The 26,592-nt window shown below is 62.8% G+C and carries 26 protein-coding genes; 12 read left to right on the forward strand and 14 right to left on the reverse strand.

Annotated features, from left to right (window positions below):
- Window positions 1-26: 26 nt before the first annotated feature.
- A complete protein-coding gene (locus DFP86_RS01300) occupies window positions 27-2,876 on the forward strand; it encodes an adenosylcobalamin-dependent ribonucleoside-diphosphate reductase (RefSeq protein ID WP_133678189.1) in 2,850 nt (949 codons plus the stop codon).
- A 57-nt stretch (window positions 2,877-2,933) separates the two neighbouring features.
- Entirely contained in the window at window positions 2,934-3,113 is a 180-nt protein-coding gene (locus tag DFP86_RS01305; RefSeq protein WP_133678190.1) for a hypothetical protein, read from the forward strand.
- Between the two features lie 61 nt (window positions 3,114-3,174).
- Here the strand turns inward: DFP86_RS01305 and DFP86_RS01310 are convergent, their stop codons facing one another.
- The 4 genes from DFP86_RS01310 to DFP86_RS01325 form a co-directional block, all read right to left on the reverse strand.
- Window positions 3,175-3,381: a FeoB-associated Cys-rich membrane protein gene (locus tag DFP86_RS01310; protein WP_133678191.1), complete on the reverse strand. Its 207-nt coding sequence runs from the start codon at window positions 3,379-3,381 to the stop codon at window positions 3,175-3,177.
- Window positions 3,378-5,216: a ferrous iron transporter B gene (gene feoB, locus DFP86_RS01315; protein ID WP_133678192.1), complete on the reverse strand. Its 1,839-nt coding sequence runs from the start codon at window positions 5,214-5,216 to the stop codon at window positions 3,378-3,380. The genes DFP86_RS01310 and feoB overlap by 4 nt, the downstream gene beginning before the upstream one ends.
- Window positions 5,209-5,457: a FeoA family protein gene (locus DFP86_RS01320; protein ID WP_133678193.1), complete on the reverse strand. Its 249-nt coding sequence runs from the start codon at window positions 5,455-5,457 to the stop codon at window positions 5,209-5,211. The genes feoB and DFP86_RS01320 overlap by 8 nt, the downstream gene beginning before the upstream one ends.
- Before the next feature lie 96 nt (window positions 5,458-5,553).
- Window positions 5,554-6,435: a helix-turn-helix transcriptional regulator gene (locus DFP86_RS01325; protein WP_208108173.1), complete on the reverse strand. Its 882-nt coding sequence runs from the start codon at window positions 6,433-6,435 to the stop codon at window positions 5,554-5,556.
- 147 nt (window positions 6,436-6,582) lie between these two features.
- Here DFP86_RS01325 and DFP86_RS01330 point away from each other — a divergent pair, with 147 nt between their 5' ends.
- The gene (locus DFP86_RS01330) at window positions 6,583-7,983 is read left to right on the forward strand and encodes an MFS transporter (protein WP_424991618.1); all 1,401 of its coding nucleotides are present in this window, start codon (window positions 6,583-6,585) and stop codon (window positions 7,981-7,983) included.
- Window positions 7,984-7,991: 8 nt separating this feature from the next.
- Here the strand turns inward: DFP86_RS01330 and DFP86_RS01335 are convergent, their stop codons facing one another.
- The 5 genes from DFP86_RS01335 to pdxR form a co-directional block, all read right to left on the reverse strand.
- The gene (locus DFP86_RS01335; protein WP_133678195.1) at window positions 7,992-9,122 is read right to left on the reverse strand and encodes an alpha/beta hydrolase; all 1,131 of its coding nucleotides are present in this window, start codon (window positions 9,120-9,122) and stop codon (window positions 7,992-7,994) included.
- A 164-nt stretch (window positions 9,123-9,286) separates the two neighbouring features.
- The gene (locus DFP86_RS01340; protein ID WP_166642103.1) at window positions 9,287-10,120 is read right to left on the reverse strand and encodes a GNAT family N-acetyltransferase; all 834 of its coding nucleotides are present in this window, start codon (window positions 10,118-10,120) and stop codon (window positions 9,287-9,289) included.
- A gap of 25 nt (window positions 10,121-10,145) precedes the next feature.
- On the reverse strand, window positions 10,146-11,048 hold the full coding sequence (locus DFP86_RS19200; protein WP_166642104.1) for a hypothetical protein: 903 nt from the start codon (window positions 11,046-11,048) through the stop codon (window positions 10,146-10,148).
- Window positions 11,049-11,150: 102 nt separating this feature from the next.
- Window positions 11,151-11,408 (reverse strand): hypothetical protein, encoded by a 258-nt coding sequence (locus DFP86_RS01345; RefSeq protein WP_133678197.1) that lies wholly within the window; start codon window positions 11,406-11,408, stop codon window positions 11,151-11,153.
- 73 nt (window positions 11,409-11,481) lie between these two features.
- Window positions 11,482-12,987, reverse strand: coding sequence for a MocR-like pyridoxine biosynthesis transcription factor PdxR (gene pdxR / locus DFP86_RS01350; RefSeq protein WP_133678198.1), 1,506 nt, complete (start codon window positions 12,985-12,987; stop codon window positions 11,482-11,484).
- A 437-nt stretch (window positions 12,988-13,424) separates the two neighbouring features.
- Between pdxR and DFP86_RS01355 the strand changes: the two genes are divergently transcribed.
- Window positions 13,425-13,631: a hypothetical protein gene (locus tag DFP86_RS01355; protein ID WP_133678199.1), complete on the forward strand. Its 207-nt coding sequence runs from the start codon at window positions 13,425-13,427 to the stop codon at window positions 13,629-13,631.
- Window position 13,632: 1 nt separating this feature from the next.
- On the opposite strand, the gene DFP86_RS01360 is transcribed toward DFP86_RS01355, so the two are convergent.
- Window positions 13,633-14,481, reverse strand: coding sequence for a LysR family transcriptional regulator (locus DFP86_RS01360; RefSeq protein WP_133678200.1), 849 nt, complete (start codon window positions 14,479-14,481; stop codon window positions 13,633-13,635).
- A gap of 110 nt (window positions 14,482-14,591) precedes the next feature.
- On the opposite strand from DFP86_RS01360, the gene DFP86_RS01365 reads away from it, so the two are divergent.
- Window positions 14,592-15,314, forward strand: coding sequence for an SDR family oxidoreductase (locus tag DFP86_RS01365; protein WP_133678201.1), 723 nt, complete (start codon window positions 14,592-14,594; stop codon window positions 15,312-15,314).
- Between the two features lie 142 nt (window positions 15,315-15,456).
- Entirely contained in the window at window positions 15,457-16,245 is a 789-nt protein-coding gene (locus tag DFP86_RS01370) for an SDR family NAD(P)-dependent oxidoreductase (RefSeq protein WP_133678202.1), read from the forward strand.
- Here the strand turns inward: DFP86_RS01370 and DFP86_RS01375 are convergent.
- Window positions 16,242-17,135, reverse strand: a complete 894-nt coding sequence (locus DFP86_RS01375; RefSeq protein WP_133678203.1) for a LysR family transcriptional regulator ArgP — start codon at window positions 17,133-17,135, stop codon at window positions 16,242-16,244. The genes DFP86_RS01370 and DFP86_RS01375 overlap by 4 nt on opposite strands.
- Window positions 17,136-17,259: 124 nt before the next feature.
- Here DFP86_RS01375 and arcD point away from each other — a divergent pair, with 124 nt between their 5' ends.
- A complete protein-coding gene (gene arcD, locus DFP86_RS01380) occupies window positions 17,260-18,708 on the forward strand; it encodes an arginine-ornithine antiporter (protein ID WP_133678204.1) in 1,449 nt (482 codons plus the stop codon).
- 88 nt (window positions 18,709-18,796) lie between these two features.
- Here arcD and DFP86_RS01385 read toward each other — a convergent pair whose 3' ends face one another.
- Window positions 18,797-19,579, reverse strand: a complete 783-nt coding sequence (locus tag DFP86_RS01385) for an AraC family transcriptional regulator (RefSeq protein WP_133678205.1) — start codon at window positions 19,577-19,579, stop codon at window positions 18,797-18,799.
- Between the two features lie 93 nt (window positions 19,580-19,672).
- Here DFP86_RS01385 and DFP86_RS01390 point away from each other — a divergent pair, with 93 nt between their 5' ends.
- The gene (locus tag DFP86_RS01390) at window positions 19,673-20,611 is read left to right on the forward strand and encodes a DMT family transporter (RefSeq protein ID WP_133678206.1); all 939 of its coding nucleotides are present in this window, start codon (window positions 19,673-19,675) and stop codon (window positions 20,609-20,611) included.
- Here DFP86_RS01390 and DFP86_RS01395 read toward each other — a convergent pair.
- On the reverse strand, window positions 20,608-21,429 hold the full coding sequence (locus tag DFP86_RS01395) for a hypothetical protein (RefSeq protein WP_133678207.1): 822 nt from the start codon (window positions 21,427-21,429) through the stop codon (window positions 20,608-20,610). The two genes, DFP86_RS01390 and DFP86_RS01395, sit on opposite strands and share 4 nt — an antisense overlap.
- A gap of 594 nt (window positions 21,430-22,023) precedes the next feature.
- On the opposite strand from DFP86_RS01395, the gene DFP86_RS01400 reads away from it, so the two are divergent.
- The 4 genes from DFP86_RS01400 (at window position 22,024) to DFP86_RS01415 (ending at window position 26,147) form a co-directional block, all read left to right on the forward strand.
- A complete protein-coding gene (locus tag DFP86_RS01400) occupies window positions 22,024-23,037 on the forward strand; it encodes a thiamine ABC transporter substrate-binding protein (protein ID WP_133678208.1) in 1,014 nt (337 codons plus the stop codon).
- A gap of 1 nt (window position 23,038) precedes the next feature.
- On the forward strand, window positions 23,039-24,571 hold the full coding sequence (locus DFP86_RS01405) for an ABC transporter permease (RefSeq protein ID WP_133678209.1): 1,533 nt from the start codon (window positions 23,039-23,041) through the stop codon (window positions 24,569-24,571).
- On the forward strand, window positions 24,549-25,502 hold the full coding sequence (locus DFP86_RS01410; RefSeq protein ID WP_243729280.1) for an ABC transporter ATP-binding protein: 954 nt from the start codon (window positions 24,549-24,551) through the stop codon (window positions 25,500-25,502). The genes DFP86_RS01405 and DFP86_RS01410 overlap by 23 nt, the downstream gene beginning before the upstream one ends.
- 75 nt (window positions 25,503-25,577) lie before the next feature.
- Window positions 25,578-26,147 (forward strand): GNAT family N-acetyltransferase, encoded by a 570-nt coding sequence (locus DFP86_RS01415; RefSeq protein ID WP_133678211.1) that lies wholly within the window; start codon window positions 25,578-25,580, stop codon window positions 26,145-26,147.
- On the opposite strand, the gene DFP86_RS01420 is transcribed toward DFP86_RS01415, so the two are convergent.
- Complete coding sequence (locus DFP86_RS01420; protein ID WP_133678212.1) at window positions 26,110-26,589, reverse strand: YbaK/EbsC family protein; 480 nt, start codon at window positions 26,587-26,589, stop codon at window positions 26,110-26,112. The genes DFP86_RS01415 and DFP86_RS01420 overlap by 38 nt on opposite strands.
- Window positions 26,590-26,592 lie beyond the last annotated feature (3 nt).

Consider the following 26,592-nt stretch of genomic DNA (forward strand, 5'->3'; position numbering starts at 1 on the left):
GCGGATGTGATGAGAGGACACACGCCGTGAAACAGGAAAATGTAACTGCCATGACCGAACAGGATATTTCTCGCGAGGTGCTGCTGGAGAAATATGCCAAGAACGGCGAGAGCGATGTATCCGAGGTGCGTCGTCGCGTGGCGCGCGCACTGGCGGCGCCGGAGAAGGATACGGCCCGTTTCGAGGAAGAGTTCTACGTTGCGCTCGAAGGCGGCTTCATTCCTGGCGGCCGCATCAATTCCGCCGCCGGCACCGACCTGCGCGCCACCTTGATCAACTGCTTCGTGCAGCCGGTCGGCGACTCGGTCAGCGAGGCCATCGACGGTAAGGTCGGCATCTATTCGGCACTGCTGCAGGCGGCCGAGACCATGCGCCGCGGCGGCGGCGTCGGCTACAACTTCAGCCGCATCCGCCCCAAGGGCGCGCGCGTCAAGGGCACCAACAGCCGTGCCTCCGGCCCCGTTTCCTATATGCGCGTGTTCGACCGCAGCTGCGAAACCGTCGAATCGGCCGGCGCGCGGCGCGGTGCGCAAATGGGCGTGCTCGACTGCAGCCACCCCGATATCGAGGAATTCATCCACGCCAAGGATCAGGGCGACCTGAAGAACTTCAACATCTCGGTCGGCGTGTCCGACGCCTTCATGCAGGCGGTCGAACAAGACGGCATCTGGCAACTGGTGCACGGCGTCGAGCCTTCGAGCAAAGCCTTCCCGGACAGCTTCCGCCGCGAGGACGGCCTGTGGGTATACCGCGAAGTGCGGGCGCGCGACCTGTGGCAGCAGATCATGGTTTCCACCTACGACCATGCCGAGCCGGGTGTGCTGTTCATGTCCAAGATCAATCGCGACAACAACCTGAGCTACTGCGAGGTGATCGAGTCGACCAACCCGTGCGGCGAGCAACCGCTGCCGGACTATGGTTGCTGCGATCTGGGTTCGATCAACCTGACGCGTTTCGTGCGCGATCCGTTCGGCGAGGCGCCGTCGTTCGACGAGGCGACGTTCGACAGTGTGGTGCGAAGCTCGATTCGCATGCTCGACAACGTTCTCGATCTGACCGTCTGGCCGCTGCCCGAGCAAGAGCGCGAGGCGCAGAGCAAGCGCCGCGTCGGGCTGGGCTTTACCGGCCTGGGCGACACGCTGATCATGCTCAAGGTTCGCTACGACAGCGACGCCGGCCGTGCCTTCGCCGCACGCGTCTCCGAAGTGATGCGCAACGCCGCCTACGATGCCTCGGTGGATCTGGCGATCGAGAAGGGCGCCTTCCCGCTGTTCGACGCCAAGAAGTACCTGGCCGAGCCGCATTGCGTCAGCCGCCTGCCCAAAACCATCAAGGAGCGCATCGCCAAGCACGGCATCCGCAACTCGCATCTGTTGTCGATCGCGCCGACCGGCACCATCTCGCTGGCTTTCGCCGACAACGCTTCCAACGGTATCGAGCCGCCGTTCTCCTGGTTCTACACCCGTAAGAAGCGCATGGCCGACGGTACGACCCAGGAATACCTGGTGGAAGACCATGCCTATCGCGTCTATCGCATGTTGGGCGGCGATGTGAAGGCTCTGCCGGACTACTTCGTCTCGGCGCTCGACATGAGCGCGCTCGACCATATGCAGATGGTCGCCGCGGTGGCGCCCTATGTCGACACGGCGATTTCCAAGACCGTCAACGTGCCGGCCGATTATCCGTTCGAGGATTTCGAATCGCTGTACCTGCAGGCCTGGCGCGCCGGCCTGAAGGGCATCACCACGTATCGCCCGAACAGTGTGCTGGGCGCGGTGTTGTCGGTCGAGCCGGCCAAGGAAACGCCGCAGGATCTGTCGGCCAGCCAAGAGGGCGACCCGGATCGCCGCATCACGCTCAACACCGCCCCGAGCCCGGCCTTGGCGAGCCTGAAGTGGCCTAACCGGCCCAAGCTCAAGCATGGCAATCCGTCCTGGACTTACATGATCGAGCACGACAGCGGTGACTTCGCCGTGTTCATCGGCCATGTGGAAAACGGCCACATGCAACCGTTCGAGTGCTGGGTCAACGGCAACGAACAGCCGCGCGGCCTGGGGGCCGTGGCCAAGACGCTGTCGATGGACATGCGTTGCCGCGACGTCGAATGGCTGACCATGAAATTGGAGTCGCTGGCGCAAACCTTCGGCGACAAGCGTTACAGCGTCGAATTGGGCGACCGGCAAATCAACGCGACTTGCGCCGCCGCCGTGCTGGCGCAGATCGTGCGCTACCGCGTCGAGGAATTGGGTGCGACCACGCCGCAAGAGGGCGCCACCACGCCGGTGATCGACGCCATGTTTGCGCGCAAGGAACCCAAGTCCGGTACCGACGGCACCATGAGCTGGTCGGTCGACATCTCCAACCCGCAGACCGGCGACGACTTCGTGCTGTTCCTGAAGGAACTGGTGCTGCCCAATGGCCAGCGCCGTCCGTTCTCGATGTGGATGGCGGGCAGCTATCCGCGCGAGCTGGACGGCCTGTGCAAGATGCTGTCGATGGATATGCGCGTCATCGATCCGGCCTGGATCGGCATGAAGCTGCGCAAGCTGTTGACCTACGCCGAACCGCAGGGCGATTTCTTCGCGCGTACGCCCGACAGCGAGAAATCGCAAAGCTGGCCGTCGACGGTGGCCTATATGGCGCGCTTGGTGATCCATCGCTACGCGATGCTAGGCGTGTTGACCGAGGAAGGCTTCCCGGTGGAGAACATGGGGGTGATGGTGCCGGAGCAGGGCGATCTGTTCGAGGACGGCAGCGTCGAGCAGATGAAGCCGGTGGCCGGCAAGCCGTGTCCGGAGTGCGGTAACCATGCCTTGATCAAGCGCGACGGTTGCGAGTTCTGCACGGCCTGCGGTCACGTCGGCGCTTGCGGTTAAAACGGTGGCGCGTGCGTTGCTTTGCGAACGCACGCTACCCTAAAAAGAGAGAACAGCATGATGCGGGTTAAGGAAAATCCGGCCGATATCGGTCGCTGCGGCTGTGGGCGCCGCGAGTATTGCGACGGTAGTCATGGGCTGACCGAGGCGCAATGGCAGGCGCTGCAGGCCAAGGAGCGTGCCGAGGCGCAGCGGGCCGATCGCCCGGATGAGGACGATGCGCCGCGCTTCGACTGACGTGCTAACAAAAAAAAGCAGCCCACGGGCTGCTTTTTTCATTTGGGCGATGCGGTCGGCTTCAGCGTTCCGGCTTGCGCGGATGCACGGCGACCACGACCGCTTTGGCCGGTTCTTCCGAGTCATCGCCGCAGCCGCCGCAATGGCCGCAGCTGCCGGCGCAGTCGCCGTTCTTGACGCTGGCGCGCAGCTTGCGCGCGACATAAACCAAGCTGACGACGACCAGTGCGCCGATGATGGCGTATTGAATCCACAGTCCGTTATTCATAGTAGGGCTCCCGCGAGGCGATAAGTGGCGAACGCCAGCACGTAAGCCACGATGAACATGTAGCTGAACGACAGCACGACCTTGCGCCACGAGCCGGTTTCGCGGCGGATCACCGCCAGCGTCGACATGCATTGCGGCGCGAAGGCGAACCAGACCATCAACGACAAGGCGCTGGCCAGCGAGAAGTGGCCGGCCAATACGTGGCCCAGCGTGCCGACGTCGGCGTTATTGCCCACCGCATAGACGGTGGCCAGCGTGGCGACGGCGGTTTCGCGCGCGGCGAAGGCCGGGATCAGCGACAGGGTGATCTGCCAGTTGAAACCCAGCGGCTCGAACACATGTTGCAGCGTGCGCCCGAGCATGCCGGCGAAGCTGTAGTCGATGGCCGGCCCCACGGCGCCGGCCGGCGGCGACGGGAAGGTGGAGATGAACCACATCACGACGGTCAGCGCCAGGATCACGCCGGTCAGGCGGCGCAGGAAGATCGTGCCGCGTTCCCATAGGCCGATGGCAATGTCGCGCGCCTGCGGCAGGCGGTAGGCGGGCAGTTCCATCAACAACGCATGTTCGCTGCGGTCGCGTCCCAGGCGCTTGCACACCCAACCGACCACCATGGCGCCGACGATGCCGAGCATATAGAGCGCGAACAGTGTCAGACCCTGCAGATTGAACAGCCCCCAGACCTTGATGGTCGGGACGAAGGCGCCGATCAACAGGGCATAGACCGGCAGCCGTGCCGAGCAGGTCATCAGCGGGGCGACCAGGATGGTGGTCCAGCGGTCGCGCGGATCGGTGATGCTGCGGGTGCCGATGATGCCGGGAATGGCGCAGGCGAAGCTCGACAATAGCGGGATGAACGAGCGACCGGTCAGGCCGACCGACACCATTAGCCGATCGAGCAGGAAGGCAGCCCGCGGCAAGTAACCGGACTCCTCCAGCAGCAGAATAAACAGGAACAGCACCAGAATTTCCGGTAGGAAGCCCAGGACGGTGCCCAGACCGCTGAGCACGCCATCGCAGATCAGCCCGCGCAACGGGCCGGCCGGCAGCCAGACGCCGACGGTGGCGTTCAGGGTGTCGAAGCCATTGCCGATGGCGTCGGTCAGTGGCTTACCGAGCGAATACACCGCCTGGAATACCAGGAACATCACCGCGGCCAGGATGATCGGCCCGATGACCGGATGCAGTGTCCAGCGGTCGATCGCGTCGACCAGCTTGTCGGAGGCGTGCGGCATGGTGACTGCCGCCCGCAATAGTGCGCGCACCTCTTCGTGCATATCCTGCGACGGGGTGGACGGCGCCGGCGCGGCGGTATGCTGCGGCACCCCCTTGTCCACCAGTTCGACCAGCGCGTTGGCGCCGCCGCGGCGTACCGCCACGGTCTGCACGACCGGAATGCCGAGCCGGCGTTCCAACTCGGCAACGTCGATATGGATGCCGCGACGACGCGCGGCGTCCATCATGTTGAGCGCCAATACCATCGGCCGGCCGAGGCGCTGGACTTCGAGCACGAAGCGCAGATGCAGACGCAGATTGGTGGCATCGGCGACGCAAACGATCATGTCCGGCACGCTCTCGCCTGGATAGCGGCCCATCAACACATCGCGTGTGATGCGCTCATCGGGGCTGGTCGATTCGAAGCTATAGGCGCCGGGCAGATCGAGCAGGCGGATCTTGCGGCCGGACGGCGCGGTGAAGCGGCCTTCCTTGCGTTCCACGGTGACGCCGGCATAGTTGGCGACCTTCTGGCGCGCGCCGGTCAGTTGGTTGAATAGCGCCGTCTTGCCGCAGTTCGGGTTGCCGACCAAGGCGATGCGCAAGGTGGCTTCAGACATGGACGGACTCCCGGTCGACGGCAACGCGTCCGGCCTCGGCGCGGCGCAGCGCAAAGCGGGTCGAGCCGATCTGGATCAGAAGGGGGTCGCCGCCCCAGGGGGCGCGGGCCACCACGCGTACCGGCTCCCCCGGTACGAAGCCTAGGTCGCGCAGCCGTTGGGAAATGGTGTCGGAAGCGTGAAGATCGTCGACATGGGTCACCACGGCGGGGGCGTGGATCGGTAGATCGGAGAGCATCATGATGCGGCCTTAAATGGTAATCGTTCTCATTATGATTGCAGCGGTTTACCATTGACAAGCCATGAGCAACTTGAATCGCGGGAAACTTGACCTCAGTCAACCGGTCGTTGTGCCAATGGTCGCCAGCTCGCGTAAAACCCGTTCGCCGTGCTCGTCCACCGGCAAATAAACCAGCAGGCGGTCGCCGTCGCGCGCGGCCGACCACCAGTTGCTCTGCTGCAAGGTGAAACGGCCGAGTCGGGCGTGGCGGAAGGTTTTGAGCTGGTTCTCGACCGCGCGCACCTCCAGACGTTGCCAAGCGTCGCGGAAAGCTTGCGAAGCCGCCATGAAACGGGCCAGTTTCGCTTCCCACAGCGGGTCGAAGCGGTGCTCTGCCATGGCGCTACGGAACTGCGCGACCATGCGCGGCACCAGCTCTTCCCAATCCGCCAGGCTTGCCTGCCAGGCCGGGTCGGTCAGCGCCAGATAGATGCAGTTGCGATCTTCGGGCGGCACTTGCGCCAGGTCGACATTGACCATGCGGCAATAGGCTTGGTTGAAACCGATGATGTCGTAGCGCTGATTTTGGATCAGCGCCGGAATCGGGTCGAGCTGGTCGAGCAGGCGTTGGTTGAGCGGCGACAATCGGCAGCAACCGGCCGGTTCGGCCTGGGACTCGGGGTGCCTCAGTTCGGCCAGCGTAAACAGGTGGCGGGTTTCCGCCTCGCTACATTGCAGCGCTTCGGCCACCGAGGCAAGGACTCGAGGCGAGACCCGGATCGGTCGTCCCTGTTCCAGCTTGGTGTACCAGGTGATGCCGATGTCGGCCAGCGCCGCCACGTCCTCGCGCCGTAGCCCCGGGGTGCGTTTGCGACCGCTGCGTGCCAGCCCTAGCCGACCAGGATCCAGGCTTTCGCGCCGGGCGCGCAGAAAGGCGCCCAGTTCCAGTGCATTGCTGGTTCGTAGCGGTTCATCTTGCGAGGTTTCGACCCGATTCACGGCAGAGCGCTCCCTATTGCCTAGCATAATTTATACCAGTCTAACTAGAATCTGGTGCCAGTCTTAATTGCTTCTCATACTACGCTCGTAGCGCATCTTTTTGGGAGAAAAATGATGAATGGGAATGCAAGTACGGGCCATTTGGGGATGGCCGGGCTGCTGGTGCTGTTGGCCGGGCAGTTGTTGCCCCAGGTCGATTTCGCCATCGTTAACGTGGCATTGGCGGATCTCGCCCGCTCGCTGCATGCGACCGAGACCGATTTGGAGTTGATGGTGGCGGTCTATGGTGTGGCGTTTGCCGTCTGTCTGGCCATGGGTGGGCGGCTAGGCGACAACTTCGGCCGCCGCCGCTTGTTCAATTGGGGGGTCGGCCTGTTCGGCATCGCGTCGCTGTTGTGTGGCGTCGCGCCGTCCATCGGCTTCCTATTGGCGGCGCGCGCGTTACAGGGTGGCGCCGCGGCGCTGCTGGTGCCGCAGATTCTGGCGACGATCCATGTTTGCCTACGCGGCCTGGCACATGCCCGCGCCCTGGGGTTCTATGGGGCCGTCGGCGGCTTGGCTTTTGTGGTCGGCCAAGTGCTGGGTGGTTTGCTGGTTTCGGCCAATATCGCCGGGCTGGGGTGGCGTAGTGTGTTTTTGATCAACCTGCCGATCTGCCTGGCGATTTTGTTGCTGTCGGGCGCCGTGCTACCGGAAACCCGTCGCGAACGGCCGGCGCATATCGACCTGTCGGGTACGCTGGTACTGACGATGCTGATTTTGTGCTTGCTGTTGCCATTGGCGCTCGGGCCGTCTCAGCACTGGTCCTGGCCTTGTCTTGCCTTGTTGGCGGCATGCTTGCCGTTGTTGCTGTGGCTGGGGCGGGTCGAACTGGCGCAGGAGCGGCGTGGTTTTGTGGCGCTGATGCCGCCATCGTTGCTGCGCATCGGCAGCGTGCGCTTCGGCCTGCTGATGGCGGTGGTGTTCTATGCCTGCTGGAGCGGATTTATGTTCGTCATGGCATTGACGTTGCAGGCTGGCGCCGGGTTATCGCCGCTCGACTGCGGCAATGCCTTCATCTCGCTCGGGGTCGCCTATTTCGTCAGCTCCTTGTATAGCACTCGACTGGTCGCGCGTTTGGGCCGCATCCGCACGCTGTTGCTGGCCTGCGTGGTGCAGATGTCCGGACTAGTGTGCGTCGTGCTGAGCTTGCGATGGGTCTGGCCGCACCCCGGCGCGCTGTCGCTGACGCCCGCCCTGGTGTTGCTCGGCGTCGGGCAGGCGCAGATTGTCAGTTGCTTCTTCCGCATCGGCTTGTCGGATGTGCCGGCGGATCATGCCGGCGCGGGCAGCGCCATGCTGAGCACGGTGCAGCAGGCGGCCTTCGGTCTGGGCTCGGCGGTGCTGGGCGCGGTATTCGCCCAGACCTTGAGCACGAGCGGCGACTACCTGGCGGCGCTGCAGGCCGGCATCGGTACCGAGTTCGGCTTGATGATGCTGTTGCTGAGCAGCACCCTCGTTTATGGCCAGCGCTTGCGCCGGGCTCTGGCTATCGGCTGCGCGGCATGACGTGCCGCTCAGGTCAGCACGGTGCGGCGCGGCATCAGCACTTTGCTGACCAGGCCGGTTGGGTAGCTCAGGCCGCTTGGGGCATCCAGCTTCTGCCGCAGCCATAGCATGATGCCCGGCACCAGGCGGATGAACTGCTCGGCCGCGCAGTGTCCGGCACGGTCGATCAGCCAGACCTCGGCATTGTCCTGGCCGGCAAATCCCAGTGTGTCCTGTTGGTTGACATAAGGGTCCCGGCTGCCGTTGATCACCAAGAGCGGCGCCTTGGGCGGCGCAATCAAGAGCCCTTGGTGCGCCAGCGAGAACTCCTGTACCAACTGGTTGGCTTGCGCCTCGTCCGGCATGGCGGTCAATTGCATGGCATTGGCGATGGTGCCGGTGAGCGCGTTGTTGAGCGCCAACGGACTCGATCCAGGCTTGGTGTCGAAACCCACCGGGCCGCCGATGTCCACCGCGGCGTCGACCGATCCCAACATGGCTAGCTTCGCGGCCCAATGCCCACCGATGCTGATGCCCAGCATACCGGCCCGTGCCGCCGGGTCGCGCAGCTGATCGATCGCCTGCTGGTAGACCAAGTGGCTATTGGGTTCGAGCGGCAGCGTGGTTTCGCCGGTGCCCGGCATGTCGAGCACGCACACGCGCAAGCCGCCGAAACGCGCCAGGGTCAGCGCCAAGTGATGCAGTTCGAATTTGCCGATATACACCCCGCCGCTCAGACACAGCAGCGGTCGCGGCCGGCGCGACGCCTTGGCTGGCTCGAACAGGTGCGCCATGATCTGCGCCGGCCCGGCTGGCGTTTGGATATCGAGCGATTTACGGCTGAAGTGGCAGGGAAACTCCGGCGAGGCGCGCAGATAACAGCGGATCTGGTCGGCCAGCGCCTGCTGGCGTTCGGGCGTATTGATGACCGGGAAACGCGCCGCGCCGTAACAGGCGGAGGCTTCCAGCCAACGCTCGGCGCGTTCGGCTTGCTTGGCGTGCAGTGTCCACTCGTGCGTCCAGGCACCTGGGCCGGTACCCCAAAAATTGGTGACGTGGCTGCGCACCAAGCGCAGCGATTTGCCGGAAATGCCCTGGGCCTTCATCTGCCAGGCGCGCTCGTCGAATAGCGCCCGGTAGTCCAGTTCAAAGGTAAACATGCGGATTCATGCCTTTTGCGGATTGCCGGAATCGAAGGTGCTTCCTGCGAAACGGGCAATGACATTGCGCGGTTTGGATATAAACCGGCTCATTATGATAAAGATCGCTGCATCATGACAACTTGATAATGGTCACATGGCGATGCGCGCGAGGCATTTATGTGTCAGAGCGGGCATTCCATCCAGTACTGATACAGCGCCTTGCGTTCGCAGCCGGCCGCCAGCAGCGCCTCGCCGCCCAGGTCGGCGCGTTGCAGTTGCGGTACATCCCAGGCCTGGGCCGGCAGCGCCGCCGCTAGTTGTCGCAGCAAAGCCTGCGCATCGTGCTGATTGGGCGTGCCATCGATCAAGCTGTGGAGAGTGACGGTGCCGCCGTTGACCGAGAACACCAGTTGCGCCGATCCCCGTTGCCAAGCTTGCCAGTCGGTGGCGAGCGCCTGGATCACCGGCGCGCACACTTGCAGCGCGAGTTCGCCGATGCCGGCTTCCGCGTCTTTGAGCCAAGCCAGCGCACGTTCGCGTTCGACAGGCGCGGCCGGTACTGCGCTCGCCTCGCTGGCTCCAGGGGCGCGGGTGTAGCCGTGCAGGGTGTGGCGGATGACAAAGCCGTGTTTCTGGTACAGCCGCACGGCACGCGGGTTCTGGGCAAAGGTTTCCAGCGCCAGTGCCGAACGGCCGTCGGCGCGCGCTCGCGCCGCCATGTCGGCCAATAGCGCCGGCGCCGCGCCGCTGCCGCGCGCCGACGGTATGGCGCCCATCGAAGCCAGCCGCCAGCGTTTACCATGTGGCGCCACCAGCGCCAAAGCGACAATGCCATCCTGAGTCAGCGCGACACGGCTATGTTTCAGCTCTACCCCTTGGCGCAGCAGAAAGTATGCCCATTGTTCGAACGGCAGGCCGAACGGGCCGAGCAGGTAATCGGCGAAAGCGGCAGCAAAGGCCGCATGCAGGTCGGCCGGGGCGATCCGGTCGGCCGCCTGCAGAGTGAATGGGGACATGGTTTTTTCAGCTTGTTCGGGTTGCTTATGCCGTGACGTCGATGTTGCCGCCGACATCGGTCGGCGGGGCGTCCGATGTACTATCCTGCGCCGATTGATTGCTCGCGTCGACGGCCTCCAATGTCTTGTCGGTTTCCTTGAGATCGTCGTCCACATCTTTGATGTTTTTCTTCGCCTCGGCATTGTGTTGCGCTAGCGATTTGAGCAATTGGCGCATGGCTTTGATCTCGGACGCCAGCTCGTGCAATGTATTGGCCAGGCCGCCATCGCCAACTCTATCTTGGGCATCATTCATCGCACTGCTGCCGCTCGTGGCGCTGTCGCTGCCCGAGGTGCCGTCAGCGGTCGCACTGCCTTCGGCCGATGCCGTACCGCCGTCGGCCGTGGCCGAGACGTCGGCGCCGTCGGTTGCCGCCGTAGCCATATCCAGGCTGCCGGCCGAGCTCGTGTCGCCGGCGCTCGCTTGATCGCCGCCGCCATTCGTGACGTTTGCCGAGATATTGAAATCGACCGTGTTGGCGTTGTCGCCGTCGTTGAGCGCTTTCAGTTGGCCCGCCAGCGACTTCAACTCCCGGGCCAACTGCGCCAGCATTTGCGCCATGCCCTTGATGGTTTTCGGCGAGGCCATGGCCATCATCTGGCGCAGGGTTTTAACGCGTTGTTTCAGCATTTCGGCACGCTGTGCCAGTGCGTCGCGCCGGCTGGCGCGCAAGGCGCGCGCGGAGGGTGAGGATTGCGACGCTTGCTTGAGCTCGGCCATGTTGGTTTGCCACTGCTTGATCGACTGGCTCAGTGTGCTGCCGAGCGTGACTTGATCGGTCGGTGCCGCGGTGGCGTTGGACGCGGTACTCGTCTTTGCGGTTGCCGTTGCGGGGTGCTGGGCACTGAGCGTAACCGAAATCGGCTGAGATAAAATGCGTATTTGCATAACTTGTTAAAAATGGCAATGACAATCATATATCGGCCATTTCTCACCGTTCTTGAGCGCCGGATGGCGGGGCGGCAGCCGGGACGACCGGCCACCTCGACATCACTCGCCGTCGTCCTGCATGCGGTGACTGGCGCTGGCGTCCAAGTCCAGTTGGTAGATGGCCTTGAGCTGATCGATGGTCTGCAGTGTTTCCGGCGAGAACGGCACTTTGCCTTCGAACGCATGCAATACGATGCCTTCCAGTAAATCTCCAAGCGTCATGTCTTTTTGCTCGGCCAGCGCCTTGAGCACCTTCACCATGCGTTTTTCCAGGCGAACCCCGGTCTGGATGCGTTCGATTTTGATCGTTTGATTCATATGGTCTCCTTGTTATCAAGGTACCAAGGTAACATTTTGAACAAAAAAGCTCAAGCCGGTCGTAGCGCCGGCGTCAGGCGGGTTGCAAGGGGAGGGCGCTGTGCAGGCTGTCGATATGCGATTTGAGCAAGGCGCCGAGCCGGGCTGTGGCTTGCCGCAGCGTCTCGTCCGAAACCGAGGCGAAAGCCAGTTGCAGCGCCGGCGGGTAGCGGCCGAGCAGCGCCAAGGCCGATAGCGGCCGTACCGGCAGCCCCTGCGCTTTCAGTTCGTTGGCGATGTCTTGATCGTTCAAGCCGGCAGGCAGCCATAGCACGAAATGGAAACCGCAGTGCTCGCCGGACAGGCGCGGCCGTTCGATCCAGCGGCCGAGTTCCTGGATGACGATGTCGCGCCGGCGCTGATAGATACGGCGTGCCTGACGGATGTGGGCGTACAGATCGCCGGACTCGATCATCGAGGCCAGCGCTTGTTGCTCGATCAGCCCGGGGTGGGCGCCGGTAGCGTACAGGCGCTGAATCAAGGTCGGGCGCCAGCTTTTCGGCACGATCATGAAGCCGATGCGTAGCGAGGTATACAGCAACTTATTGAAACTGCCGCAGAACAGGACATGGTCGTCGCGGTCGCTGGATTTGAGCGCCGGTGGCGGCGATTTCAGATAGTTGTACTCGCTGTCGTAATCGTCTTCGATGATCAGCGTGCCATGGCGGCGCGCCCAGTCGAGCAGGGCGGCGCGGCGCGTGGCGCTCATGGTGTAGCCCAGCGGCGATTGGTGTGCCGGCGTGACGTAGATCGCGGCACAGGGGGGCTCGTCCAGCGTGGCTACGCAGAGCCCTTCTTGATCGACCGCCGTCGGGCGCAGGTTGAGCCCGCGCGATTCGAAAATCTCGCGTGCCTGGCGATAGGTCGGGTCTTCGATGGCCACCGTCGCCCCGGCCGGCAACAGACCGGCCACCAGGCTGATGGCCTGGCGGATGCCGGTGGTGATCACCACGTCGTCGGCATCGCACTCGATGCCGCGCACGCCTTTTACATATTGGGCGACCGCCTGGCGCAGCCTGGCCAGCCCGCCGAACTGCATCAAATGCATGTCTTCCACCTGAATTTCCCGCGTGGCGCGCGTCAAATGCTGACGCCACTTGGCCAAGTCCAGTAGTAGCGGATCGGCCGCGCGGGCGATGAAGGCTTGACGGGCCGGGCCCGGACTGCAGCTGAGCATGCCGAGCGTTTCTGGTTGCGGGATGGGCTTGCCGGCCTGCGGCGGTGCGGCGCGGCCGACCCGGCAGGGGGTATCGGGCAGCATGAAATGCTCGGGCAGTGCGGCGGCGACGAAGGTACCGGCGCCTTGGCGCCGCTCCAGATAACCCTCGATGGTCAGCCGTTCGTAAGCTTGCTCCACCGTGCCGCGCGACAGCGACCAGCGCGCGGCCAGCTCCCGGGTGGACGGCACTTGCACGCCCAGGCGCAATAGGCCGTCGGTCATGGCTTGGCGCAGGCTGCGATACACCAGATCCTGTCTGGTCAGGCCGGCGAAGGCCGGGTTGTCGAGGAGGGGGATATCCAGGGTTCTGACGGTGCGCATGTGGCTAAGTGGTCTAGTTAAAATTGGCGGAAGTGGAACTTCTTTGTATGCCAATATGCAACTAGGATGAATGGGCGTCAAGAAAAAATGATTGGATGAGAATATGAATATTTACTTGGCATTTGTCCGACTTCCTAACATATTGTTAAGTAAGTGGTACGCCGGCATGACGCAGCATGTGAGCCAGTCTTTTCGCCCCGATGTCGAGGCGATGACCCACTGTCTGCATGATCGGTCGGCGGCGACGGTTCGGGTGGATTGCCCATACTGTCGCGCCGCCAAACTGCCGCCAGTTTGAGGGCAGGGCGCCGAGTGGATCGGCCGCCATGTGCGCCAGGATAGGGTGCGGCATGGAAGGAAGGTCAAAACAAATAGAGGAGAGTGCCTTCCGGCTTGATCTGCTTTTCATAAGTGCAAAGAGAAAAGGAGAAAGCAGAATGTCAATCGGAGAAAAACTGCGCCGTTACCGCCAGGCGGTCGGCCAAAACTGGTACTGGGGCATGGGATTGCAGATCAACCAGGCCCTGCATGAAAAAGACGTAGTGGCGGCGATGCGGCGCGCCCAGGCCTTGCCGGTCGCTTGCTCGTGCCCGAGCGGCGTTCAGTGCAGCATGTGCATGCCGATCGACTTCGAGGAGGATTGAGTCAGGCGCCGAGAGTCTGTACGTGTTGGGCCAGTCGTTCGATCAGCGCGGCCAGAGCCGGATTGGCTCTGGCCGTTTCGTTGTAGCACAGGCCGATGCGGCGCAGCGGCGCGGCTTGCGGCAGTCCTCGCAGCACCAAATCGGCCCGTCCGGCCGCCAGCGACTGGGGCAAAAGCGCTAGGCCGATACCGCTGGCGACCAAGGCCAACGCCAGCGAGAAACTATCGGCTTGGGCGGCAAAGCAGGGCAGCGCGCCATCCGGCGCATACCAGTGCAGCAATTGCACATGCGTCGGATGCTGCGGGCAGGCGATCCACTCCACCTGATGCAGATCCTCCTGCGACAGAATGGCGCGCCCGGCGAGCGGGTGGTCGTTGCGCATCGCCAGCACATGCGGTTCCTCCCACAGCGGCAGGAACAATTCTTCTTCGCGGCGCAGGTGCTCCGGCGCGAGCCGCGCCTCGCCCTGGCAACCCGCCTTGAGCGTCAGTTGCAGCAGCGGATCGCCGCGTGTCGCCAGCCTCAGAACCGTCTCGATTTGCGCCGGACCCGGCTCGCCCTCGATGCCCAGCGTCAACTGGCTGCAGTCGTCATGGCCTTGGCGGAACATGTCGTTCAGCGCCGTCGCGTCGGCCACCAGCCGGCGCGCGCGGGGATACAACTGCCGCGCCGCCTCGCTGATACCGACGCCGCGCGGCTGGCGCAGAAACAATGCCGTGCCGAGCTGCGCCTCCAATTGCCGGATCGTCACCGACAAGGTGGGTTGACTCAGGTGCAGATGCGTTGCGGCGGCGCTGATGTTGCGCGTCTCGTAGACCGCGAGGAATGCCTTGAGTTGACGGATATCCATAGATTATTTCGATAGCTGATCTAGAAAATCGGTATTTTTCAAGCGTCTATCACTCGATCATACTGCGAAAACCGATTTGGTTATCGTTATTTTCTATTTTTGGAGGCGTTATGCAAAAACCTCTCGCCATCGTAACAGGCGCCAGCTCCGGCATCGGCGCCGCGACGGCCCAACGATTATCCGAGCGCGGCTACCCGCTACTACTGCTGGGGCGGCGGCTCGACCGTTTGCAGGCGCTTAACCTGCCCAAAACCATGATCCGCGCGCTGGACGTGACCGATCGTATCGCGTTGGCCAGTGCGGTCGCCGAAGCCGAGCAGCAATTCGGCCCGACCGATCTATTGGTCAACAATGCCGGCGTGATGCTGTTGGGCAGCATGGCCACGCAGGATCCGGGAGAGTGGGATCGGATGCTGGACGTGAATGTGAAAGGATTGCTCAACGGCATTCATGCTGTGCTGGCCGGCATGGTGGCACGTCGTCGCGGCACCATCGTCAATGTCAGTTCGATTGCCGGGCGTAAAACCTTTCCCAGCCATGCGGCCTATTGCGGTACCAAATTCGCCGTTCATGCCATCAGCGAGAATCTACGCGAAGAAGTATCGGGCCAGGATGTGCGCGTGATTACCATTGCGCCGGGGGCGGTGGAGACCGAATTGCTGGGACACACCACCGACGAGGCGATCAAGCGCGGTTACGACGAGTGGAAGCAGCAGATGGGCGGCGTGCTGGAGGCCGCGACGGTGGCCGAGACCATCCGCTTTGCCTATGAACAGCCGCAACACGTTTGTATCCGCGAGATTGTGCTGGCGGCCACGCGCCAACCGGCCTGAGGTGCCGTGCGAGGGGAGGGGGGCCGCCCGTGTCCCCCCTCGAATGATCGCAAAGGCCGGCCACGGGCCGCACCTTTCCCTTGTTCGCCTCTTTCGCTTGTGTTAAAAATGACCAATGGTCATTTTATTTGGGAGTCATGCGATGAACGAGCCGGGACAACGTTGGGCCTTGATCACGGGGGCATCCAGCGGCATGGGGGTCGATTATGCGCGCCAGTTGGCGGCGCAGGGGGTTGCGTTGGTGCTGGTGGCGCGCAGTTTCGAGCCGATGCGCACGCTGGCCGACGAATTGATTGCACGGCATCGGGTACCGGTGCAAGTCATCGCGCAGGACTTGGCCGAACCCGGGGCTGCGCAGGCGCTGAAGCGCCAGATCGATGAACAGGGCTGGCAGATCGATTTGTTGGTCAACAACGCCGGCTTCGGCGTGCATGGCGATTTCCATCGCCAGCCGCTGGAACGGCTGCAAAGCATGTTGCAGCTCAATATCGTCGCCCTGACCGAGCTGACCCGGCTGTTTGCCGCCGATATGGCGGCGCGCGGTCGCGGCGAGATTCTGCTGGTCGCGTCGATCGGCGCCTACCAGGCCTCGCCGACTTATGCAGCCTACTGCGCCAGCAAGGCCTACGTGTTGCTGCTGGGCGAAGCGCTGCACGAAGAGCTCAAGCCGCACGGGGTGACCGTGACGGTGCTGTCGCCCGGCGTAACCGCCACCAACTTCTTCGAGGTCTCCGGACAACGGGCAACCGGCTATCAGCGCTTGATGGTCATGCCGAGCGACGCGGTGGTGCGCCAGGCGCTGGCGGCATTACGCGCGCGTCGCGCCACGCTGGTGCCGGGGCTCTTCAATGCCTTGACGGTGTTCGCCAACCGCTTTGCCCCGCGCAGTTGGCAACGCAAGCTGGTCTACCGGCTGATGCGTAACGATTAATCCAGCAGCCGCTTCGCCTCGGCCATCAGCGAGTCGGTCAGGCGGCTGATCAGCGCGCTCTCCATGGCCCAGCGGTGCCAGAACAGCGGCAAGTGAAACTCCCGCTCCGGGCTCAAATCCACCAGTTCGCCGCTTTGCAGCCGATCGCCGATCAGCAGATTGGAGATCAGGCCGAAACCCGCCCCCGCTGTGATCACGTCGACGAATTCGTTGATCGACGGAATCAGGTGGAAAGGAAAGACCCGGTCGAAGCCCGGATGTTGTTGTGCCAGAAAATCGAAATGCAGGGGATCGTCGTGACTGACCAGCACCGCCGGCGCGCTGGCGAGCGCTGCGTCGGTCGGTCCTTCGGGAAAATGGCGCTCGGCGAATGCCGGGGTGGCGACGCAGTAAAAACGCATGGCGCCCAATTCCGTCACCTCGCCGCCGGGCAGGGCGGCGGCATGCTGGCTGATGCAGCCCAGTACCGTGCCATTGCGCATCATCTGCTGAGTGCGCGATTCATCGTCGACATAAACGTGCAGCAAGGTCCGCGACGTTTGCGGTATCCATTGCAGACAGGTGCGCACGAACCACGCCAACGTATCGTTGCTGACGGCGACCGCCACGACTTGGTAGCTGTCGGCGTCGGCATTCATCTTGGCTGCCAATTCATGTTCCAGTAAGGCCACTTGCCGTGCATGGCGCAGCAGATGCTCGCCTTGCGCCGTCGGCGCCATGGGCAACGAGCGGGTCAGCAGTCGCTGGCCCTGGCTTTGTTCCAGTTGCGATAGGCGCTGGGAGACCGCCGACTGGGTGATGTGCAAGCTGCGCGCAGCCTTGTCGAAGCTTTGTTCGCGGATGACCGCATCCAGGGCGGCCAGTTGTCGGTAATCGATACGCAGGGCCATTATTAGCACCTCTAATCCATATCCAGAATAATGAATTGTACAACAAGTATATTAGTCGTTTAGATTATTAGAGGACGCTGTTTTAGGTGTGCGTTAGGGATAACAAGAGACTGGGAGTCAAAAAATGACAGATACCGTCGCGCCGGATCGTGGCGCAAGAAAAATCGGTTTTGTGGCGTTGACCGCCTTGGTGATGGGGTCGATGTTGGGGGCGGGCATTCTGTCTTTGCCGCAGAACATGGCCGCCACTTCGGGGGCGGGCGCCGTGGTCATCGCCTGGGGCATTACCCTGTTCGGCATGTTGATGCTGGCGCTGGTATTTCAGAATCTTTCCAACCGTCAGCCGGACATCGAGGGCGGGGTATATGGCTATGCCCGAGCCGGGTTCGGCGATTTCATGGGTTTCAATTCGGCCTGGGGCTACTGGATGTCCGGTTGGGTGGGCAATGTGTCGCTGTTCGTGGTGATGTTTTCGGCGCTGGCCGGTTTCAAGCCGTTCGCCTTGTTCGCCGACGGCAATAACTGGCAGTCGATCCTGGCCTCGTCGGTACTGCTGTGGCTCTTGACCTGGACGGTGATGCGCGGTGTGCACGAAGCGGCCTTCGTCAACATCCTGACCACCATCGCGCGCATTTTGCCGCTGATCCTGTTCGTGATCGTGGTGATCCTGGCCTTCCAGGTGAAGACCTTCACCACCGATTTCTGGGGCAATGTGAAACTCGGCTCGGTGCTCGACCAAGTCAAGGGCTCGATGCTGGTGACCGTATGGGTATACATCGGCATCGAGGGTGCCACGGTGTACTCGACCCGGGCACAGAAAAAGTCCGATATCGGGCGTGCAACGATAGTGGGGTTTCTGCTGACTTCGGTACTGTTGGTGGCGGTGTCTGTCTTGTCGCTGGGCATTATGAGTCAGCCGGAATTGGCCGGTTTGAAGAATCCGTCGGCCGCGGGCGTGCTGCAACATGTCGTGGGCCCGTGGGGCGCGGGCTTGATCAATGCCTGCCTGGTGATTGCCGTGGGCGGCGAGCTGTTGGCCTGGACCATGTTGCCGGCGGAAATTCCTTATCTGGGTGCGCGCGACGGGGTATTCCCGAAGCTGTTCGGCAAGGTCAACCGCCATCAGTCGCCGGTCAACGCGCTGTGGCTGACCAATGGCCTGATCCAAGTGATGCTGTTGGTGACGCTGTATAGCTCGGCGGGTTATCTGGCACTCCTGTCGCTGGCGACCTCGATGGTCCTGATTCCCTATCTGCTGTGCGGCGGTTACGCCTGGTTGGTGGCCTTGCGCGGCACCGGTTATCCGGCGGGCGATGCGGCGCGCAAGCGCGACATGCTGATCGGTGTTTTGGCGACGGGCTATTGCGTCTGGCTGATCTATGCCGCCGGACTGAAATATCTGTTCCTGTCGATGATTCTGTATACCCCGGGCATTGCCTTTTACTGGTGGGCCAAGTGGGAGCGCGGCGAGAAGCCGTTCAAGGGGTTCGAACTGGCATTGGCACTGTTCATGGCCGTGCTGGGACTGGTTGCCTGCGTGATGGTGGCGCAAGGACGAATCAGTCTGAACTGATGGTGCCTCATTATATTTATTGTTAGTTTTGCTCCCTCGCCGCGGCCCGTGCCGCGGCTTTTTTTATGTAGCGGCTCCTGCCAGCGGTTTATTGGTGCTGGCGCCGGTATTGCTCGGGGGTGAGGCCGGAGCGGCGCTGGAACATGGCAATGAAAGCCGAGGCAGTGCTGTAGCCGAGATCGAGCGCGATGTGCAGCACGCTAAGATCCTTCTCCAGCATCGAGAGCGCGGTGAGAAACCGCAGTCGCTGACGCCATTCTCCGAAGCTCATCCCCAGTTCGCGCTGGCAGCGCCGCGCCAGTGTGCGTTCTGTGCTGTGCAGCTGCTCGGCCCATTGCGCCAGGGTGTCGTTGTTGCCCGGGCAGTGTTGCAGCGCGTCCAGCAAGCGAGAGAGTTGGGGGTCGTTGCTGCCGGGCAAATAGCTGTCGGAGCAGCGCGCCTGGCGCATCTGATCCAGCAGAACCTCGGTCAGGCGCCGATCTGCCGGGGTATGGGGCACGTTCAGCCGACGTGTGGCGAAGTCTTCCAGAATCGCTTTGAGGATCGGGCTCAATTGCAGTGCGCAGGGCTCGGCCGGCAAGCCCCGGCACAAGGCGGCATCGATATAGACCGAGTGATGCCGGCCGCCTTGTAGGGTATGGGCGTCGTGTTCTTTTTCCGGCGGTGTCCACAGCGCATATTGCGGCGGTACGCGGAAGGGGCGTCCCTCGATGGTCAGCGCCATGACCCCCGAGGCCGAATAGCTCAGTTGCCCCCATGGATGGCGATGGCTGAGGAAGCGGTCGTTGGTCTCGAACTCGTTGAGGCGCACGTAGATCGGATAGGGCAGCGTGACGAAATCCGGCGGGTATTGCACGGTATGGGCAATCATGGCGGTCTTTCGCTATATTTTGTCTGGTTCGCATTATATTCGTCGTATATGTCTATTGGAAAATAAGACAAATTATTATTTGAGATGAATGACATGCGAACCACTTGGCGACACTACGCGCTACCGCTGATGGCGGTGCTGATCTGGAGCGGCAATACCATTGTGTCGAAACTGGCGGCCGGCGCGATTGCGCCGTCGGCCATATCCTTCTACCGCTGGCTGATCGCCGCGTTGTGCATGACGCCGTTCGTCTGGCGCGAACTGGTCGCCGCGCGTGTCATGATCTGGCGCGATTGGCCGCGACTGGCTGTGCTGGGATTTCTTGGCATGGTGGCTTATCAATGCCTGGCTTATATCGCGGCGCGCAGTACGACGGCGACCAATATGGGACTGTTGTTGGGCCTGCTGCCGTTGATGACGGTCGGCTTGTCGGTGTTGTGGCTCGCCGAGCGCGTGACGCGCGGCGACGTGGCGGGTGGCTTGCTATCGCTGGCCGGGCTGGTTTATCTGCTGAGCCAGGGACATCCTGCCAGTCTGCTGGCGCACGGCGTCTCGGCCGGCGACGGCATCATGCTGTTGGCCTGCGCCGCTTATGCCGCCTATTGCGTGTTGCTCAAACGCTGGCCGATCGCGCTGAACCGTTGGGCATCGCTATGCCTGCAGATCTGGTTCGCCGTGGGTTTTCTGTCGATCTACTACTTGGTATCCGGCGCGCCCGCGGTGACGCGTGCAGGCTGGCCGTTGATGCTGTACGCCGCCATACCGGCTTCGCTGATGGCGCCGATGCTGTGGCTGGCCGGTGTACAGGCGCTGGGGCCGCAACGTACCACGGCGCTGATGAATCTGATGCCGGTGGTGACGGTGGCGCTAGCATGTTGGTCGCTGGGCGAGGCGCTACATGGCTATCATTTGCTAGGCGGCGGCCTGGTGCTGGCAGGGGTGGTGTTGGTGCAGCGCTGGACGCGGCCGCTACGCGCAACGGTTCGGCGGGAACCGCTCGCGGCGCCCGCCACGGAGTCCGGGTGCCCTTAGAGTACCGCCCATAGGCCGATGAGAATGACCACGCCCAGCGCCACCGCCAGGGCCTGAGTCGTGTGGCGCTCCTTGTCGAGCGCTTGATGGACGGCATTGTTCATCGATTCGATCTTGGCCAGGTGCTGGGCCATCTCGTGCCGTTCCTGGTCTTGCTTGATCAGGGTTTGTAGCATCGCTTCGCCGCCGAATTCGGTGATCATGCTGCTGTCGCATACGCCGATCAACCGGCCGACCTTATCTTTGTAGTACAGCCCGGAGCGTTGCTGGTCGTCGCTCCATTCGAATTCGAAACCTTGTTTGGCGTAGAAGGCTTGCTTGTGCAGTTTTTCGGTTTCGCTGGTGCCGGCTTGTATCATCAGCATGCCGGGGCTCGCGCTATAGTCGGGATAGGTGCCCTTGGCCCAGGCGACCACCGTGGCGAACAAAAAATCGTCAAGCCCCGTGCCCGGCAGGCTGTCCGAGAGGTTGATGCCGGCCTTGGGGCCGAAGGTGATCGAACGGCTCGGGTGGTCGACGCGTACCCAGGCACAATTGCGACTGCCGTGAAAGCGTGTTTCGTCTTCTGGAAAATTATTCCAGGTACCGTTGCTGTTGATGGCGTAGCCGCGGCATTGCACGCGGAAGAAATCGGATTGGTTGGTGACGGCACGGTTGCGCTGCAAAATGCCGTACATCAAGACACCGTTCTCGCGTTGCAGCTTGAGAATGGTCTCGCCTAAGGGCATGGCGATATTGGCCAGCGCACTATCGCTTTCCGGTGCTTTGAGCTCGGGTTCTTCCACGGCGTGCGCCGCGGCGTGTTCGGGTTTGTTCATGACCGGTCGGCTATTTAGGGTTGTCGCCATGTCTGGGGTAGGTTTTCGGACATAGGCCTCTATCCTGCATTAAAAATGAACTGTTACAAAGCATTTTGCAAACAAAATGCCTATGACGTTAGATTTAGGCCAAGCCCGTGTTGGAAATATCCAGATACGATGGTTTTTATTCGGAGGTATAATGCCTCTCTGTCACCGGGGGTGCCGCTTGCGATGCTGTGGCTGAGAGAGACCCTGATTACCTGATCTATTAGGGCCCTCTGAACCAGTTATTTGCCCCGGCGTTTGATCAAAAAGGGGCCGAATGCAAGGCGCGCGACGCAGGTCGCAGTTATTCTGCGAACCAAGGAGCGCAACGCTGCAGGCGGCCCCTTTTTGGTCAAACCCTTCGGGGCCGCGCCTGGCGGGCGGTCTGCTTTGTTGCGCGGCTTGCGGATGGAATGACCATCCGCTGCGCCTCGCGCCGCGCATCCCATCCCGCCAGACCGGCCGCCGGGGTAAATAACTGGTTCAGAGGGCCCTTAGTACCAGCGGAGGGAGCGTGATCTGCGGCATCGTGCGCGGGCATGCTCCCCATTTTGTGGAGAGTCCGATATGAAGTTCCGCCACCTTTGTCTTGCCGTGTCCCTGGCCGCCGCCGCGCTTGGCGCGCAGGCCGAGGGTTTGCGCGTGATGACGCACAATGCCTTCGAATTATCCAAGCCGCTACTGGCCGATTTTGAAAAGCAGACCGGGGTCAAGGTCGAGCTGATCAAGGCGGGCGATGCCGGCGAAATGCTCAACAAGTTGATTCTGACGCGCGCCAATCCGATCGCCGATGTGGTTTTCGGCCTGGACAACTCGCTGGCCGGCAAGGCCGAGGCCGCTGGCATACTTGAGCCGTTCGCTCCGAAGTCCGATGGCCGCAAGGCGCGTTATGCGCTGCCGGGCGGGCTGATCAGCATCGACTACGGTTATGTCACCCTGGTGTACGACAAGGCCTGGTTCGCCCAGCACAAGCTGGCGCTGCCGAAGTCGTTGAATGACCTGACTCTGCCGGCCTATCGCGATCTGCTGGTTGTGGAAAATCCGGCCACCTCGAGCCCGGGGCAGGGCTTTTTGTTCGCCACCATCCGCGCCATGGGCGAGGAGCGCGCCTTCTCCTTCTGGGGCAAGCTGCGCGGCAACGGCGTCAAAGTGGTCAAGGATTGGGGCATCGCCTATAACACCGATTTCTCGCATAACGGCGGCAGCCGTCCCATCGTGTTGAGCTATGCGACCGATCCGGCCGCCGAAGTGGCTTACAGCAAGGTTAAGGTCAACGAATCGCCGGTGGCGACTCTGCCGTTGTCCGGCGCGGTGTATCAGCAGGTCGAAGGGGCCGCGCTGATCAAGGGCGGCCATGAGCGCGCGGCGGCGGAGAAGTTCATCGCCTTCCTGCGTTCCGAGCCGGTGCAGAAGGATCTGCAGACGACGATGTGGATGTACCCGGTGATGCAGGGCACACCGCTGGCGCCGGTGTTCGCTTATGCCAAGGAGCCCGCCGCGCATCAGACGCCGGGTGCGGCTGAGATCCGCGCCAAGGGGCAGGGCTGGATCAAGCGCTGGACGCAGGTGGTGCTGAAGTAGGATGCGTTCGACACGATGGCTGGCGCTGTTGCCGCTGGCCTTACTGACCGCACTGGTGGCGGTGCCGCTGTCGCGGTTGAGTACCGATGGGGCCAGCGCGTTGTCGCTGGCCTTTTTGTCCGACCCGTACTACCGCTGGCGCCTGGCCTGGTCGCTCGCTCAGGCCTTGGCGACTTGCGGCTTGGCGTTGCTGTTCGGGCTGCCGATTGCCTGGACGTTGGCGCGGTTCGATTTTCCCGGCCGGCGCTGGCTTTTGCGCCTCTTGATGCTGCCGTTCGTCATGCCGACGCTGGTGGCCGCCATGGGCGTGCTGGCCTTGTTCGGTCCGCAGGGGCTGACCGGTATTCATGGCCAGGACACGCCCTGGCTGTTGCTGTACGGCAACCTGTTCTATAACTTGCCGCTGTTGGTTCGTTCGGCGCAGGAGGGATTCGCGCGCATTCCGGCCAATCGTCTGATGGCGGCGCGTTCGCTCGGCGCCACGCCTTGGCGCGTGTTCTGGCGCGTCGAGCTGCCTGGCGCCATGCCCTGGATCTGTTCGGCGCTGTGCCTGATTTTCCTTTATTGCTTTTCCGCCTTCGGCCTGGCCTTGATCCTGGGCGGCCAGCGCTATGCCACGGTCGAGGTGGAAATTTATACGCTGGTGGCTTACGAGCTGAACCTGTCCGATGCCAGTGCCCTGGCGCTTAGTGTGTTGGCGGTGGCCAGCTTGGTGGCATTCGGCTATGCCTGGTTGGAGCGGGGGCTGGCCAGACCGATGCGCGGACAAGTGGCTCAGCGGTGTGTGCCGAGCGGCTGGCGGCAGTGCGCGTTGCTCGCCTTGGCCGTCGGGCTACTGGTTTTGTTGGCGCTGGCGCCGTTGGCCGCGATTGCCTGGCGGGCGTTATGGGCGGGACCGGCCTGGCGCGCCTTGGCCGATCCCGAAGTATGGGCGGCGTTGGCCAATACCGCGCGCTTCACCGCCTTGGCGCTCGGCGGCGCCTGTCTGTTCGGGCTGGCGCACGCTTTCGCCGCGCGGCGCAGTGTGCTGCTGGGCACGCTGGCTTTCCTGCCCTATGCCGTTTCGCCCGTTTGCGTCGCATTCGGTTTGTTGTTGGTCTATCCGCGCCTGAGCGCCAGTCTGACGCTGCTGATCGGGGCCTATACGCTGTTGGCGTATCCGTTCGTCGCGCGCGGGATGTCGGCGACGCTGGATGCGGTACCGGCGCACCTGCCGCAGGCTGCTCGCACCTTGGGCGCCTCGACTTGGCGCGTGGTCTGGCGCGTGCTGTTGCCGATCGCCGCACCGGCACTGCGGCGCGGGATGGCCTTCGCCGCGGCGACCGCGCTGGGCGAATTCGCCGTGACGCTGTTTTTGTCGCGCCCGGAGTGGATGACGCTGACCACGCTGATTTATCAGCGGCTCGGTCGGCCGGGTGCGCTGAATCAGGACAGTGCGCTGGTTCTGTCCTGTCTATTGATGTTGTTGGCCATGGTGGCTTTTGTGCTGATCGAATGGCAGCGAGAAGGGGATGACGATGTTGCAGGTCGATAAGGTTTCGAAGCGCTACGACCATCAGTGGCTGGCGCGGGACCTATCGCTGACCGTCGGCGCCGGCGAGATCATGGCGTTGCTGGGGCCGTCCGGCTGCGGCAAGAGCACGCTGCTCAAGCTGATTGCCGGTCTGGAGCCAGTCGAGGCCGGCACGATCCGTTTCGCGGGACAGGATTTGGCGCGGGTTCCGCCCGAGGCGCGCCATTTCGCGCTGATGTTCCAGGATTTCGCGCTGTTTCCGCATTTGAATGTGCTCGACAATGTCTGCTTCGGCTTGGTGGAGCGCCGCACTCCGAAGGCGACGGCGCGCGGGCAAGCGCGTGCGGTGCTGGCGACGGTGGGGCTTGCCGGTTACGACGATCGCGCGGTGGGGGCCTTGTCGGGCGGCGAGGCGCAGCGTGTCGCACTGGCGCGCGCGCTGGTGACGGCGCCGCGGCTGTTGCTGTTGGACGAGCCGTTCTCGAGCCTGGATGCGCATCTACGGCTGTCGCTGCAAACCGAGTTCCGCCAACGCATCCGCGCTCTGGGCATCAGTGCGCTGTTGGTGACACATGATCGGCAGGAAGCGTTCACGATGGCCGACCGTGTCGCACTGCTCTATCAGGGGGGCATCCAGCAGTGCGACACGCCGTCTGCGCTGTTGGCCGCGCCGGCCGATCCCTGGGTGGCGAGCTTCATCGGTTTCGACAATGTCTGCGACGACTGGGCCTTGCCGGAAACGGCCCTGTGGTTGGATGCGGCGGGGCGGTCGGCACACATCGAGACGCTCACGCCGCTGGCCGAAGGGATACGCTTGCGGTTGTCGCAGGACGGGCAGTGCTACACCTTGCATCTGTCGGCGCGCGAGGCGGCGGCCTGGCGCACGCAGTTGGCGCCGGGCGCCGATGTGGGACTTGTCATCGATGAAGCGGCGCGTATCCGCTTTGCTTGATCCGGTCATGGCCGGTTCATAGAAATTAATCTTTTGTCATGAGGCGTGGCGGTGCGAAATGCTAGCCTGAGCTGCATGATACTGCCCCCGACTCTCGAGACTGACCGGTTGCGGCTCGATCCTCTGGATGAACACCATCTGGAGGCGATTTTCCGCATTTATTCCAACCCCGAAGTGGTGCGCCTGTTCGGTCAGGATTGCATGACCGATCTTGAGCAGGCGCGCTATTGGCTGCAAGTGCAGGAGCAGATGCGCCAACTCGACCTGGGTGCGACTTGGGTGTTGCGCTTGAAGGATTCGGGGGAGGCGGTGGGCTCGTTCAGTTTCGACGGCATCAATCGGCAATGGCACAACGTCGGCGTCAGTTACGCGCTACGGCCGGAATTCTGGCGCCGCGGGCTGATGAGCGAGGCGTTGGCGGCGTTGATTGCGCTGGCCTGGTCCGGCACATTCGCCGGGCCGATGCACCGCATACAGGCACTAGTGTTCAAAGACAACGCAGCGTCGATCGCCATGTTATGCAAAGCCGGATTCGTATGCGAAGGCGAGCGCTTGGGGTTGGTGTTCTGGCAGCAATGCTACTGGGATCTGGCAAGCTTCTGCCTGATCAATCCGTTGGAGGCGTCGGCGGCTGACAAACATTGACCCACTCGCCGGCCACGATGTCCCGCAGTCGTTCGGGGGCGATGCGCACCGCTGTGTGGGTACCGCCGGCGGCGGGCATGACGGTATCGAAATCGCGTAGCGAGACATCGAGATACACCGGTAACGGCAGGGCTAGACCAAAAGGACAGACGCCGCCGACCGGGTGGCCGGTCAGCGTCTCCACTTCGTGGGCGCCCAGCATTTTCCCTTTGCCCAATGCCGCCTTGAATTTCCGGTTGTCGATGCGGGCATCGCCGCGTGCCACCAGCAGCACCACACGCTCATCGCCCAGGCGGAAGGCCAAGGTCTTGGCGATGCGTCCCGGCTCGACGCCGTGCGCTTGTGCCGCCAGCGCCACGGTGGCGGTGCTGGAGGATAGTTCGATGATCTCCAGTTCGATCTGGCGGCGCTTGAACTCGTCGCGAACGGATTCCAGGCTCATGCT

Origin of the sequence: Paludibacterium purpuratum, assembly GCF_004363805.1 — a bacterium.
In the GTDB taxonomy this organism is placed as follows: domain Bacteria; phylum Pseudomonadota; class Gammaproteobacteria; order Burkholderiales; family Chromobacteriaceae; genus Paludibacterium; species Paludibacterium purpuratum.

What these genes read in the sequence shown, in the direction of transcription:
- DFP86_RS19200 (WP_166642104.1), bottom strand. Translation starts at nt 11,048, where the DNA reads ATGCAAATACGCATTTTATCTCAGCCGATTTCGGTTACGCTCAGTGCC.
- arcD (WP_133678204.1), top strand. Translation starts at nt 17,260, where the DNA reads ATGACAGATACCGTCGCGCCGGATCGTGGCGCAAGAAAAATCGGTTTT.
- DFP86_RS01390 (WP_133678206.1), top strand. Translation starts at nt 19,673, where the DNA reads ATGCGAACCACTTGGCGACACTACGCGCTACCGCTGATGGCGGTGCTG.
- DFP86_RS01335 (WP_133678195.1), bottom strand. Translation starts at nt 9,122, where the DNA reads ATGTTTACCTTTGAACTGGACTACCGGGCGCTATTCGACGAGCGCGCC.
- DFP86_RS01365 (WP_133678201.1), top strand. Translation starts at nt 14,592, where the DNA reads ATGCAAAAACCTCTCGCCATCGTAACAGGCGCCAGCTCCGGCATCGGC.
- DFP86_RS01405 (WP_133678209.1), top strand. Translation starts at nt 23,039, where the DNA reads ATGCGTTCGACACGATGGCTGGCGCTGTTGCCGCTGGCCTTACTGACC.
- DFP86_RS01355 (WP_133678199.1), top strand. Translation starts at nt 13,425, where the DNA reads ATGTCAATCGGAGAAAAACTGCGCCGTTACCGCCAGGCGGTCGGCCAA.
- DFP86_RS01375 (WP_133678203.1), bottom strand. Translation starts at nt 17,135, where the DNA reads ATGGCCCTGCGTATCGATTACCGACAACTGGCCGCCCTGGATGCGGTC.
- DFP86_RS01360 (WP_133678200.1), bottom strand. Translation starts at nt 14,481, where the DNA reads ATGGATATCCGTCAACTCAAGGCATTCCTCGCGGTCTACGAGACGCGC.
- DFP86_RS01345 (WP_133678197.1), bottom strand. Translation starts at nt 11,408, where the DNA reads ATGAATCAAACGATCAAAATCGAACGCATCCAGACCGGGGTTCGCCTG.
- DFP86_RS01330 (WP_424991618.1), top strand. Translation starts at nt 6,583, where the DNA reads ATGGCCGGGCTGCTGGTGCTGTTGGCCGGGCAGTTGTTGCCCCAGGTC.
- DFP86_RS01385 (WP_133678205.1), bottom strand. Translation starts at nt 19,579, where the DNA reads ATGATTGCCCATACCGTGCAATACCCGCCGGATTTCGTCACGCTGCCC.
- DFP86_RS01400 (WP_133678208.1), top strand. Translation starts at nt 22,024, where the DNA reads ATGAAGTTCCGCCACCTTTGTCTTGCCGTGTCCCTGGCCGCCGCCGCG.
- DFP86_RS01305 (WP_133678190.1), top strand. Translation starts at nt 2,934, where the DNA reads ATGATGCGGGTTAAGGAAAATCCGGCCGATATCGGTCGCTGCGGCTGT.
- feoB (WP_133678192.1), bottom strand. Translation starts at nt 5,216, where the DNA reads ATGTCTGAAGCCACCTTGCGCATCGCCTTGGTCGGCAACCCGAACTGC.
- DFP86_RS01370 (WP_133678202.1), top strand. Translation starts at nt 15,457, where the DNA reads ATGAACGAGCCGGGACAACGTTGGGCCTTGATCACGGGGGCATCCAGC.
- DFP86_RS01395 (WP_133678207.1), bottom strand. Translation starts at nt 21,429, where the DNA reads ATGAACAAACCCGAACACGCCGCGGCGCACGCCGTGGAAGAACCCGAG.
- DFP86_RS01340 (WP_166642103.1), bottom strand. Translation starts at nt 10,120, where the DNA reads ATGTCCCCATTCACTCTGCAGGCGGCCGACCGGATCGCCCCGGCCGAC.
- DFP86_RS01415 (WP_133678211.1), top strand. Translation starts at nt 25,578, where the DNA reads ATGATACTGCCCCCGACTCTCGAGACTGACCGGTTGCGGCTCGATCCT.
- DFP86_RS01410 (WP_243729280.1), top strand. Translation starts at nt 24,549, where the DNA reads ATGACGATGTTGCAGGTCGATAAGGTTTCGAAGCGCTACGACCATCAG.
- DFP86_RS01320 (WP_133678193.1), bottom strand. Translation starts at nt 5,457, where the DNA reads ATGATGCTCTCCGATCTACCGATCCACGCCCCCGCCGTGGTGACCCAT.
- DFP86_RS01420 (WP_133678212.1), bottom strand. Translation starts at nt 26,589, where the DNA reads ATGAGCCTGGAATCCGTTCGCGACGAGTTCAAGCGCCGCCAGATCGAA.
- pdxR (WP_133678198.1), bottom strand. Translation starts at nt 12,987, where the DNA reads ATGCGCACCGTCAGAACCCTGGATATCCCCCTCCTCGACAACCCGGCC.
- DFP86_RS01310 (WP_133678191.1), bottom strand. Translation starts at nt 3,381, where the DNA reads ATGAATAACGGACTGTGGATTCAATACGCCATCATCGGCGCACTGGTC.